Genomic DNA, 12,635 nt, shown 5'->3' with positions numbered 1-12,635 from the left:
TGTCCGCAAGACGGCGCGCGACAGCAATGACCGTAACTGCCAGGAATGATGACAGTCGCGCCACGGCTATGGCGCGCGCCGTTGTGGCACTTGTCAACTGTCAGTTCTGTCAGTTGACAGGCGCCCTGCTCAGGCCGATAAAAACCTATCCCCTTTGTCTGGTGCTGGCTGCTCATGACTCACGCGAACACGCCGGCCATTCAATCGCGCGATCCGAGGGGGCTGCCCGTGCGCAGCGTGGCCTATCATCACCGCGACGCGAGTGCGGCAATTGAAAGCTACGTCACTCAACAGATTTACGATGCATCAGGACGCGCGCTCCAGAGCCGCGATCCGAGACTGTTCCTCCGACATCAGCTCGATCCTTCGGCCCCGGCGAATCAGAGCAACGTGTTCAGCCTCTCGGGATCGCCGCTGTTAAGTGAAAACACTGACGCCGGCTGGCGCTTGAGCCTGATCGCAGCGGACGGTTTCAGCCTTGAAGGCTGGGATCAGAAACGCAACCACCGACGCACGGGCCTCGATTCGCTGCGCCGCCCGAGCGCGATATTCGAGCACGCAGAGAGCGAGCCTGAACACTGCACGGAGCGTTTCACCTATGGCGATGAATCGACGGAAATCGTCCATAACCGTCGCGGCCGATTGATTCGGCACGACGATACGGCAGGCACTCTGCTTTTTGCGCAATTCAGTCTGACTGGCCTGCCATTGCAATGCGGTCGTGCCTTCTGCGCTGACCCCGTCTGGGCGGTGAACTGGCCGCAAACGCGCGCCGAGCGCGATCACTTTCTGGAAGGAGACCCCGCAACGACGTTCTGCATCTACAACGCCATGGGGGAGTTGATCAGCCAGACCGATGCGCTGGGCAATCGGCAAACACTGTTGCAGGATCGCGTCGGTCAGTTACGCGAAATCCATCTGGCGCTGGCAGCCAACCCGCAGAGCCAGACGATAGCCAGCGATATTCAGTACAACGCCGAAGGCCATCTGGAACATCAACGTGCAGGGAACGGCGTGGTGTCTCGAGCACGGTTCGGCGCTGATGACGGTCGCCTGCAGCATCTGCTCAGTCAGACAAATGATGGCCAGACGGTGCAGGATCTGACGTACGAATATGACGCGAGCGGTAACATCACCCGCATCGCCGATCACGCAGCGCCCGCTCACTTTCACCGCAACCAGCGCACCGAAGCGATCTGTCGCTATCGCTACGACAGTCTCTCGCGCTTGATTGAGGCCAGTGGCCGGCAGATCCGTAACGCCACTGGCGGCCCACAGTTACCGGAGTTTTCCTCGCCTGCCGATCCGGCACAACTGGAAAACTACACGCGTACCTACACCTACGATTGCGCCGGTAATTTACTGCGCATGGAACACCGCGCCGCCAGCGGCAACCGCACCGAACGCACCGCCGTCGCCCACTCCAGCAATCGTAGCCTGGCGGAAAAACCTGACGGCCAGTTGCCGGATGAAGGCGAAATTGCTGCGAGGTACGACGCCAGCGGCAATCGCCTGCTTTTGCAGCATGGACACGATCTGCAATGGGATCGGCGTAATGAATTACGGCAGGTTAGCCAGATCGTCCGTGCCGATGAGCCAGATGACATCGAGTTCTATGTGTATGACGGTGGTGGCCAGCGTCAGCGCAAAATCAGTCAGCGTTTCACCGGCACGCTGACGCGCGATAGTGAAACCCGTTACTTGCCCGGTCTGGAGATTCGCACTGAGCCAGACCAGATTGTCCACGTCATCTCGATCAAGGCCGCACGCGCCACCCTCCAGGTGTTGCATTGGGCGAAAGGCCTGCCGGCGGGCATGGTGCAGGATCAGCAACGCTACAGCTTCAGCGATCACCTGAATTCCAGCACAGTGGAGCTGGACGCACAGGCACAACTGATTTCGCGGGAGGACTATTACCCCTACGGAGAAACCTGTTGGTGGGCCGGGCGCAGTCAGGTCCAAGCCAGTTACAAAACCCTGCGCTATTCGGGCAAAGAGCGTGACGCCACGGGTTTGTATTACTACGGTTTTCGTTACTACGCGCCATGGCTGCAGCGCTGGCTCAATGCTGATCCGCTGGGCACTGCGGACGGCCTGAATCTGTTTGCCATGGTGCATGGCAATCCGGTCGGCAATGTCGATTTTCAGGGGCTAGTCACGGTGAAAGAAGTCACCAGCGCGGCGCTCGCCACGTTTGCCCGAGATGGCGCGAGCGCACTGGCCGGCGGTTCGGTGAAATATTTTGCCGCCGCAGGATTGGAGCAATGGGCCTCTGGCGATACGGACTCGCCCCCGGATGCCGGTGTCAATCTGGGATTGACCATCGCAGGCGCGATTGTCGGTGCCGCTGCCGGAGGATCGATGGGATTGGGAGCTGGTAGCCGGATTGCCAGCGGCCGTAATTACAGTCGCACGACACAAAAAATCATGGCTGGCGTGTTGGGTCTGACGGGCGCCGCACTGGGAGCCGCCGCCCCCGTTTATGCCTATCTCGCCAACCGTGAAGCGTTGAATGTCACGGCCATCAGTCTGCTAGCCAGCGCACCCGGGAATCTGACAAGGGAAGCCGGGCAGCGGATACTGGCCGATGTTGGCCCCAGCGTCACGGTTGCACCTTCCGCCATCACCACGGCGGTGCGCACCGTTGCTTATGGCGGCCTGCTGTTTAGCTCTGGCCTCGTCCGAACAGAGTTATCCGCCGGCGTGGGCGTGGTTGCCGGGGCTGTCGTCGAAGGTCTCGATGGCGTGTCCATCACCACGATTAACGCCTTTCGAGGTGGCGCGTATCAAAGTCCGGAAAATAACCAGCTCTCCATACCGAAGTTCGGGGAGATGTTATACGGCGTCACGACACGCACGGCCGGGTCTACTTTGACCGCCTCGCTCGCATTGGGCACGGCCTCCGCTACAGCAGCCATCGACGATATCAACCTGAGAAACGCCGCGGTCACCAGCCTGGCAACGCCCAGCGAAGCCCGCACCTACCTTGGGCAACATGTAGAGCTGGGCGCTTACGAGTTACTCCAAATAGCCGGGGACGCGGACTTCGTTCTGGATCGATTCACGCGTCCCAACAGAGAGTGGAGAAATGCCACACCTGATAGTTATCATCCGGAGACACCGCATGCGGTTGACCTGCCCATGCGATCCTTTGGCTCTCGGCGAAGCCAATCCAGCCATTGACTCACTGCGCAGGCGGCGTCTGCCCCAACGGCACCACCGCCATGGTCAGCCGCGACACGCAACTGGCTTTACCCTCATCGCTGGTCAACCGAATGTCCCAGACATGCGTGGTGCGGCCGATATGAATCGGCTTGGCCACCGCCGTCACCCGACCGCTGCGCAAACCACGCAAATGGTTGGCGTTGATCTCAAGCCCCACGCAATAAAACTTGCTGGCATCGATGCACAGGTAACTGGCCATCGAACCGACGCTTTCCGCCAGCACCACCGATGCGCCGCCGTGCAGCAGACCGTACGGTTGATGGGTGCGATGGTCGATGACCATGCTCGCCGTCAGCGACTCTTCGTCGAAAGACTCGAAGCGAATGTCCAGCACTTCGCCGATGGTGTTTTTCTGGATCGCGTTCAACTGCTCGATGTTCGGAGTGGTACGCCACAAGCTCATCGCAGACTTCCTTTGTTGTTTTAGTCGTCGCTCAATCCTGCCACAGCACCGCCTCGCTACGCTCGCTCCATTCTTCAAAGCGCGCACCGTAAGTGTCTTCGATGACGTTGCGTTTGATCTTCAAGGTCGGCGTGAGAAAACCGTTTTCCACCGCCCAACTGTCCTTGACCACTACCAGACGGCGCAGGCGTTCGTGCTTGTCGAGCACGGCGTTGACCTCTTCGAGGAGTTTTTCCAGGCTGGAATGCAGACTCGCCCGCCCCTCCTCCTGATTGACCGTCGACAGCACGCACAAGCCCAGCGGCGCACTCAAACCATCGCCGACCACACAGACCTGTTCGATCCGCGAATGCACTGCCAGGCGATTTTCGATCGGCGCCGGGGCGACGTATTTGCCCTTGCTGGTTTTGAAGATTTCCTTCAGCCGCCCGGTCAGGCGCAAGCGCCCTTCGGCATCCTGTTCGCCCTTGTCGCCGGTGCGCAGGAAGCCATCCTCGGTGAGCGTTTCAGCGGTTTTCTGGGGATCCTTGAAATAGCCGAGCATGGTCGCCTGACTGCGTACCAGCACTTCGCCGGTTTCATCGATGCGCACCTCGACATCCGGGCACGGTTTGCCGATCCAGCCCTGTTTGTATTGCCCCGGCAGGCAGATGTGCGAATAACCGCAACTCTCGGTCATGCCATAAACCTCGAGTACATCGAGGCCGAGTTTCTGATACCAGGTGAGCAAGGTCTGCGGCACCGGCGCCGCGCCGGACAACGCCACGCGCAAGGCATCCAGCCCCAGCCCCGCGAGCACTTTGTGGCCGAGGCGTTTGCCAATGAACGGCAGGCCGAGGAGGAAATCCAGACGCTTCGCCGGGATCTTGCTGTACACGCCCATCTGGAACTTCGTCCAGATACGCGGCACGCCGAACATCGCGGTGGGCCGCGCACGCTGCAAATCCGTAATAAAGGTGTCGAGGCTTTCGGCGAAGAACACGGTTTGGCCGGTGTAGATCGACGCCAACTCCACAAACATCCGTTCCGCGACGTGACACAGCGGCAGGTACGACAACAGCCGGTCATTCTCGTTGAGCCCGAACAGCTGCGTGCCGCGCGTCGTGGCGAAACCGAGATTGGCAAAACTGTGCATCACGCCTTTGGGCAGGCCGGTGGTGCCGGAGGTGTAGATGATTGTCGCCAGTTGCTCGGCGGCGGGACGCGGATCGTCCTGAATCGGTGAACTGCACTGCAGGTCAGCCCAGCTGAAATCGAAGTCGCCCGGTGGATGCAGCGGCAGGCTGATGGTCGGCAAATCATCCGGCACGCCTTTGGACATGCTCGGCCAGTCATCGAGCTTGCCGATAAACGCCAGCACGCTTTCCGAGTGATTGAGCACCTGCGCGACGGAATCGGCGGTGAGATTGGGATAGAGCGGCACCGAAACATGCCCGGCCATCCAGATCGCGAGGTCGGCGATGATCCAGTGCGCGCAGTTTTTCGAGATCAGGGCGATGTGGCTGCCTTGCGGCAATTCGCGAGCGCGCAGCCAATGCGCAGCGCAACGCGCCTGATGGCCGACGTCGGCCCAGCTCAGGGTCTCGACTTGCCCGCCACCGATGGGCTGCACGAGAAAGCGCTGGCGCGGGTGCCGGGCTTCTCGTTCGTAGAACACGTCCAGCGGCAAACGGAAGGCGGCAGACATGCGACTCGCTCCTGTTTTTTAGGTCTGGAGCAAGCGTAGTCAACCAAGCAAGTGCTTGGTTGGATTTTTTACCAAAAGAAACAAGATCAAAAGATCGCAGCCTTCGGCAGCTCCTACAGGGAAATGCATTCCAATGTAGGAGCTGCCGAAGGCTGCGATCTTTGCTTTTAAGGATGTTTGAGGCTGTTAAGGGTCATAGAGCCAATCAGCAACTCAGGGCTTTCCAGCTCAGCCAGGCCAGCGGTGCTGACCTTCTCCGGCGGATAACCGGCGCCATGCTGCAAATAGCTGAGCAGATTGCCCACCAACGGATTGTGGCTGACCAGCAGCACATTGCTCACCGACACCAATTGATCGGTGACCTTGTCCGGATCAACCTCCGGCGTCAGCCATTCAACCGTACGAATCTCCGGTTCGAAACCCAGCGCCTCGCGCACAATCTGCGCGGTCTGCTGCGCACGCAAATACGGGCTGGCGTAGATCGCTGTAAGCGGCTGGCCGATCAAATGGGCGGCGCTGTTCAAGGCTTCTTTGCGACCGTGGTCGGTCAGCTCCCGTTCGGAGTCGGGGCACGAGCCGTAAGGCACCGCTTCACCGTGACGCAATACCCAGAGTTTCATAGTTTGGGTTCCTCATCTCGAACCGGATGCGGTGCCGGCGCGACGGCGTGCGGCGCTTCACCTTCCGGGGTACGCGGCGTTGGCCAGTCGGCGAACGGCCACGGTTTCTGGTCGCTGTGGAAACTGCCGAAACGGCCGATCTGCGCCAGAAACTGGCTCAGGCTGTCGCCGAAATTCATCAGGCTGGCGCTCGGCGCGCCATAAATCAAACGATAGATCAGTTGCACCAGCACCACCGCGCCAAGGATGAACTGCGCCACTTGCCAGACCAGTACGTAAACGATCATCCACAGCACACGCAGGAGGATGGATTCGTACTTGGCTTCGGTTTTCGGATCGTTCATGGCTTGCTACTCCCGGCTCACTCAGTTGAAACCGCTGGTGGAAATAAAGTCGACGTCGGTTTTCGGCTCGGCGCGCATCAGTAGACCGATGACCTGCTCCAGCGTGCGTCCTTCGAACAGGATCGCGTGCAGCCCGGCGACCAGCGGCATGTACACGCCGACTTCCTGCGACTTGGCCTTGAGCACTTTCAGCGTATTTACGCCTTCGGCGACTTCACCGAGGCGCGACACCGCTTCGTCAAGGCTCAAACCCTGACCGAGGGCGAAACCGACCTGATAGTTGCGGCTCTTCGGCGACGAACAGGTGACGATCAAATCGCCGACACCGGCCAGGCCGAGGAAGGTCATCGGATTCGCGCCCTGATTCACCGCAAACCGGGTCATCTCCGCGAGGGCACGGGTGATCAGCATGCTTTTGGTGTTCTCACCCATCTCCAGCGCCACCGCCATGCCGGCGATGATTGCGTAGACGTTTTTCAACGCCCCGCCCAACTCGACACCAAAACGGTCGGCGCTCGCATAAACGCGGAAGGTGCGGCCGTGCAGCGCGGCTTGCACGGCTTTGCACAGATCTTCGTCTTCACTGGCGACCACCGTGGCGGTCAGCGCGTGCTCGGCGATTTCGCGCGCCAGGTTCGGCCCGGACAGCACGCCGATGCGCGCTTGCGGGGCGATCTCTTCGAGAATCTGGCTCATCAGTTTGAAAGTCTGCGCTTCGATGCCTTTGGTCAGGCTGACCAGCATCTTGCCGCTGAGGCGCTCGGCGTGGGCAGCGAGCACCGTGCGCAGCGCGCTGGACGGCAGCGCGACAAAGCACAAATCACAGGCGTCGAGCGTGGCTTGCAGGTCGGTGACCGCAGTCACGCCCGGCAGAATCTTGATGCCTTTGAGGTAACGCGGGTTTTCGCGATTGACCCGGATGGCTTCAGCTTGTTCGGGGTCACGCATCCACTGCAGGACTTGATGGCCGTTCTCGGCCAGTAAATTGGCCACGGCGGTACCAAAACTTCCGCCTCCCAGGACCGCAATCGGGCGCTGTTCAGTCATATGCAATCCGTTAATCCATACCAGTGGCGATGGCGGCATTATACGGGGCGACCCGGTCGCGGCCAGCCCCCGCAACAATTACCGACACTTGTAGGAAGAAGACCAATAAAACCTAGGAAAATGCCCGCAACGTGACTGGAAAAGTCGCTGTCCTCGGTTAACATGCGCGCCAATTCTTTGCTTTCAAGGCTGTGTCGTGTCCGTCGGTTCCCCTCCTCCGCGTTCGTCACTGTTGCTGGCGCTGTTATTCAGCCCGGTGGTGCTGGCTGACGACCTGTTTATCGACAGCGAAGCGCTGCCACAGGTGCTGACCGCCACGCGTTTGAAGCAGACGCCGGCGGAAGTGCCGGGAAGCATGACCGTACTCGACAGTGAATTGATCAACGCCAGCGGCGCCCGCGACATCAGCGAACTGCTGCGGCTGGTGCCGGGAATGATGGTCGGCAACATCAGCGGCAATCAGGCGGCGGTCAATTACCACGGCACCAACGCCACCGAAGCGCGGCGCATGCAAGTGCTGATCGACGGCCGTTCGGTGTACCGCGCCGGTTTGGCCACGGTGGACTGGAGCGATATTCCGGTGGCCATGGAAGACATCGAGCGAATCGAAGTCTTTCGCGGCCCGAACACCGTCAGCTACGGCGCCAACGCGCTGATGGCGGTGGTCAACATCATCACCCGTCACCCGGCGGACAGTCACGGCACGCGACTGAAAATCACCCGTGGCCAGCGCGGCATAAATGATTTCTATGCCAGTCAGGGCACCGGTTGGAATGGCGGCGATCTGCGCCTGTCGCTGTCCGGTCAGGAAGATGACGGTTTCGACAGCGACCGCCGTGGCGACGACTATCGCGACAGCCGCCGCTTGAACCGCTTCAGCCTCGCGGTCAGCCACACCCTCAGCGATAACCAGAGCCTCGACTGGCAGGTCAACGCCAAGGACGGCACGAACCAGCGGCCCTACACCTACCACCCGGTGTTCTCGGGGATTACCGCCGCCGGGAACAATTCCGACGTGGTGGCGAAGGATTACGCTGGTTCGGTGCGCTGGAATCTCGACATCAATCCCGAGCACAGCCTCTATGTACAAGCTTCGGCGCAACACTGGGATCGTCAGCAAACGTGGCGCGCCTGTGATGCCGAAGTGTCGTTCAGCCCTGAGTTGACGCAACTGTGGCAGCTCAACCCGAATTACACCGAACGCCTGGCGCGCAACATCACCCAGTTCACCGGCCCCGGTGCCGCGCCCGGTACGCCGCAGGAAATGGCCCTGGCCAACCAAGTGCTCGATCAATGGCGCAACGGTGCCAGCCGAACCCTGTGCGGTGACATCGACCAGAGCGCCCGCGAATCGCGCTACGACCTCGAATTGCAGGACACCCTCAGCCTGTCCGACAGCCTGCGTCTGGTCAGCGGCATGAACTATCGTTACGACCGCGCCGACTCCGAAACCTATTTCAACGGCACACTGGACGACACCACCTGGCGCGCGTTCGGCCAACTGGAATGGCGCGCGACAGAACACTGGTTGTTGCAGGGCGGCGCGATGTTCGAGGACACGCAACTGATCGGCAGTTCGCTGACCCCGCGCTTTGCGATCAACTACCTGATCAATCCGCGCCACAGCCTGCGCGCGGTGTACTCGGAAGCGATCCGCTCGCCGGACATGTTCGAAAACAACGTCAACTGGAGCTATCAGGTGAGCAACCTGCGGCCCTCGGCCTACGGCCAGTCTTCGGCGCGCTATTTCGTCAAGACCCGTGGCCCGGGCGATCTCGATCAGGAACACATGCGCTCGCGCGAGTTGGGCTACAACGGCTATTTCGCCGAGCTCGGCCTGGCCCTCGACGTGAAACTGTTCTACGACGAAATCACCGGGATGATCAGCGAGCCGTTGCGCAACAATCAGTACATTGCCAGCAACGCCAACAGCTCACGTTTTCGCGGCACCGAAACCCAGCTCGACTGGCGCGTGAGCCGGGCCGACCGTTTGCGCTTCACGTATGCCTTCGTCGATGCCGAGGCGAGCAATCCACTGGATCAGCAATTCACTTCGCGCAACAGTGGTTCCGCCGGCTGGCTGCGCGACTGGGGCCACGGCTGGAACAGTGCCCTCTTCTATTACGGCGACAACGCCCTCAACGGCTACCGCTTCGAACGGGTCGACACGCGCATCGCCAAACGCATCGCGCTGGGCAAGGCGCAGTTGCAACTGGCCGGCGTGCTGCAACAGCGCCTCGACCATGAGCCGACCACTTTCGTTGACAACAACTACGACGAGCGCCGAGTCATGTACTTCAGCGCCGAGTTGGAGTTCTAGGATGCGATTGGGCACGTCACGGAAGACGCCAACCCTGGGCCAATGGCTGGCCGGGCTCTGCCTGTTTTTGACCGCGTGGCTGCACGGCGTCGGGGTGCAGGCCGCCGACATTCTGTTGACCGGCACCGAAGAAAGTCCCGGTGTGCAGGCGTTCGTCGAAGCGCTGAGCGAATTGCGCCCGACCGATAACGTGCGTTTTCAGCCACTGGTAAGCCTGCCGGCGCCGGGTAAATTACCGTCCAGCCTGCGGCTTATCCTGCTTGACCTGCCCGCGCTGGACTGGCGCCTGCAAGATGCCCAAGGCCCGGCAACGCTGGTGCTGCGCATCAGCCGTCTGCAAGCACGGCAACGGTTTGGCACAGCGCAACCACCGCACCTGAGCCTGTTGTGGAGCGATCCGCCGCTGGCTCGCCAGTTGCAATTGATCCGACGGATTCTGCCGCAGGCCAAGCGGGTCGGCGTGCTGTTCGATGAGCACAGCGAATTCCTCCTCAAGGAATTGAACATGGTTGCCGAGCCGCTGAATTTGCAGATCTTCAGCCAGCGCTGGGACAACACCAACGACAGTCGCCCCTTGCAAATCGTCCTGAAAAACAGCGACGTGCTGCTCGGCCTCGACGACCCCGACCTGTACAACCCGAAAACCGCGAAGAATCTGCTGCTCAGCAGCTATGCGCGACACGTTGCACTAATCGGCCCCAATGCTGCCTTCGTGCGCGCCGGCAGCCTCGCCAGCAGCTACAGCGACCAGAGCGACTGGCTGGCGATTCTGGATGATTTGCTCGACCAGCCCACCACGCGCTGGCCACGAACGCTCTATCCCGAACGTTTTAATGTCTCAAGTAATGCGCAGGTGGCGCGTTCCTTAGGGATCGAACCGTTGAATGAAGCGTCTGTCGCCAGAACGCTGGCTGAAGGAGAACGCCACTGATGAGTTTCCGTCGCCGTTGGGACATCAACACCCGCACTCAGCTGATCAGCCTGGGCCCGGCACTGTTGCTGACCTTGTTGTTGATCAGCTTCTTCACCTTTGTGCGCATTCAGGATTTGCGGCAGGAGCTGACTCACACCGGTCAGTTGATCGCCAACCAACTGGCGCCCGCCACCGAATACGGGGTGATTTCCGGCAACAATGAAGTGCTGGAAAGTCTGCTCAGGGCCACGCTGGCCACGCCGAATGTGCGATTCCTTGAGGTACAGGACAGCGCCAACCGGATTCTGGTGTACGTCGAGCAACCGGCGGCGTCCCACAGCCAACCGCATCAGGTCGAGGTGTTTCAGGCGCCGGTGCGATTGCAACGCATCGCTCTGCACAATGATTTTTTCCAGGACACCAAAGCCAATAACGCGGCGGCCGGCGAGGATTATCTGGGGCGAGTGATCGTCGGTCTGTCCAACGATGCCTTTAATCAGCGTCAGCAGGAAATTCTGCTCAAGGCCGGAATTCTCGCGCTGTTTGCCCTGCTCTTCACCTTCGTATTGGCGCGGCGACTGGCCGGCAGTCTGTCGCAGCCAATCCGCGACATCGGCAATGCGGTCAAGGCGATTCAGGAGGGCGAGTACAAAACTCCGCTGCCGATTGTCGATGACACCGAACTCGGCGCGCTGTCACAGCACATCAATAACCTTGCCCAAGCACTGGAACAGGCCAGCCGCGAACAGCATCAGGCGATGGCGCAATTGATCCAGACCCGCGAAGAAGCGGAAAAGGCCAACAACGCCAAATCCGACTTTCTGGCGATGATGAGCCATGAACTGCGCACGCCCATGAACGGCGTACTCGGCATGCTGCAACTGCTGGAAACCACTGAGATGACCGAGGAGCAGGTCGAGTACGCCGCCCTCGCCTCCGAGTCCACCGAACACTTGCTGAAAGTCATTAACGATATTCTCGATTTCTCGCGAATCGAACGCTCAGAGCTGGAGCTGGAACACATTCCGTTCAACCTTGCCGAGCTGATCAGTGCCTGCGCGCAGTCGTTCCAGCACAGCGCGGTACAACGGGGTCTGGCGCTGAATCTGCGGGTTCCCGAGGACATGCGCGGCTTGCAGGTACAGGGCGATCCGACGCGGATCCGGCAGATTCTGGTCAACCTGGTCGGCAATGCGCTGAAGTTCACCGAACAGGGCCGGGTCAGCATCGAGGCGCAGTGGCAGTCGCTGGATCACGAACTGCTGTGGTTCACCTGCTCGGTGCGCGACAGCGGCATCGGTATTTCGTCGGAGAGTCTGGAGCTGATGTTCAACGCGTTCCAGCAGGCGGACAGTTCGATTTCACGGCGTTACGGCGGTACCGGCCTCGGTTTGCCGATTGCCCGAACGCTGGCCGAGCGCATGGGCGGCACATTGCGCGCGCAAAGCGAGGAAGGTCGCGGCTCGGTGTTTACCCTGGAGATTCCGCTGGCGCTGTCGAAGCAGGCGTTGCCGCAATTGACCGCGCCGCGCACGCTGAATGGCGACGGCCACGGTGAAGGGCGCAATGTGCTGCTGGTCGAGGACAACCCGGTCAATCAAACGGTGATTGAAGCGATGCTGCGCAGTCTGGGCTTTACTGTCAGCGTGGCCACCGATGGCGCGCAAGCGGTGCGCAGTGCCGAAGAAAATGATTTCGAAGTGATTCTGATGGATTGCCGCTTGCCGATTATCGACGGCTACGAGGCGACTCGGCAGATTCGCTGTCTGCCCGGGCGCACCGACGTGCCGATCATCGCGCTGACTGCCAACGCTTTGCAGGGCGACCGCGAAACCTGCCTGCAGGCGGGTATGAACGATTATCTGGCGAAGCCGTTCAAACGTAATGATCTGCAGCAGATTCTGCAGCGCTGGGTGTCGTAGAGTGGGCCTTTCGACCATCTGCGACTGGCGTGAAAAGCGAAAGTGCGGCAGTCTTAGGCACCCGAACGAGCCTCAAAAGGGGCTTGATTAAAAATTTCAGTGCACAAGTGTACATTCATGTCCTTGGTGCTGTGACTTTCACCACAACGCAATA

The 12,635-nt window shown here is 60.3% G+C and carries 9 protein-coding genes; 4 read left to right on the top strand and 5 right to left on the bottom strand.

Translation table 11 applies throughout. From position 1 onward, the window contains the following. The first annotated feature begins 174 nt into the window (after nt 1-174). On the top strand, nt 175-3,183 hold the full coding sequence (locus tag ACIOMO_RS25010) for an RHS repeat-associated core domain-containing protein (protein WP_401244145.1): 3,009 nt from the start codon (nt 175-177) through the stop codon (nt 3,181-3,183). A gap of 1 nt (nt 3,184) precedes the next feature. Here the strand turns inward: ACIOMO_RS25010 and ACIOMO_RS25005 are convergent, their stop codons facing one another. The 5 genes from ACIOMO_RS25005 to ACIOMO_RS24985 all read right to left on the bottom strand — a co-directional run bounded on the left by ACIOMO_RS25005 (nt 3,185) and on the right by ACIOMO_RS24985 (nt 7,326). Then, complete coding sequence (locus ACIOMO_RS25005) at nt 3,185-3,628, bottom strand: hotdog fold thioesterase (protein WP_053122736.1); 444 nt, start codon at nt 3,626-3,628, stop codon at nt 3,185-3,187. A gap of 31 nt (nt 3,629-3,659) precedes the next feature. Then, entirely contained in the window at nt 3,660-5,315 is a 1,656-nt protein-coding gene (locus ACIOMO_RS25000; protein ID WP_401244143.1) for an AMP-binding protein, read from the bottom strand. A gap of 167 nt (nt 5,316-5,482) precedes the next feature. Continuing rightward, nucleotides 5,483-5,935, bottom strand: coding sequence for a phosphohistidine phosphatase SixA (gene sixA / locus ACIOMO_RS24995; RefSeq protein WP_400652011.1), 453 nt, complete (start codon nt 5,933-5,935; stop codon nt 5,483-5,485). Beyond that, nucleotides 5,932-6,279 (bottom strand): DUF4389 domain-containing protein, encoded by a 348-nt coding sequence (locus tag ACIOMO_RS24990; protein WP_008087808.1) that lies wholly within the window; start codon nt 6,277-6,279, stop codon nt 5,932-5,934. Before ACIOMO_RS24990 ends, sixA begins: the two co-directional genes overlap by 4 nt. Before the next feature lie 21 nt (nt 6,280-6,300). Next, a complete protein-coding gene (locus ACIOMO_RS24985; RefSeq protein ID WP_159814978.1) occupies nt 6,301-7,326 on the bottom strand; it encodes an NAD(P)H-dependent glycerol-3-phosphate dehydrogenase in 1,026 nt (341 codons plus the stop codon). A gap of 196 nt (nt 7,327-7,522) precedes the next feature. Between ACIOMO_RS24985 and ACIOMO_RS24980 the strand changes: the two genes are divergently transcribed. From ACIOMO_RS24980 to ACIOMO_RS24970, 3 genes are read left to right on the top strand one after another with little or no spacing between them, the layout of a single operon-like run. Next, on the top strand, nt 7,523-9,646 hold the full coding sequence (locus ACIOMO_RS24980) for a TonB-dependent receptor plug domain-containing protein (RefSeq protein WP_401244140.1): 2,124 nt from the start codon (nt 7,523-7,525) through the stop codon (nt 9,644-9,646). Between the two features lies 1 nt (nt 9,647). After that, nucleotides 9,648-10,577, top strand: coding sequence for an ABC transporter substrate-binding protein (locus ACIOMO_RS24975; RefSeq protein WP_401244138.1), 930 nt, complete (start codon nt 9,648-9,650; stop codon nt 10,575-10,577). Next, complete coding sequence (locus ACIOMO_RS24970) at nt 10,577-12,481, top strand: response regulator (protein ID WP_053122748.1); 1,905 nt, start codon at nt 10,577-10,579, stop codon at nt 12,479-12,481. Before ACIOMO_RS24975 ends, ACIOMO_RS24970 begins: the two co-directional genes overlap by 1 nt. Nucleotides 12,482-12,635 lie beyond the last annotated feature (154 nt).

The organism is Pseudomonas sp. NPDC087804, from assembly GCF_044742965.1.
GTDB classification, from domain to species: Bacteria; Pseudomonadota; Gammaproteobacteria; order Pseudomonadales; family Pseudomonadaceae; genus Aquipseudomonas; species Aquipseudomonas rustica.
Note: the sequence above shows the minus strand (reverse complement) of the source record. Positions and strands in the feature narration are given on the sequence as shown.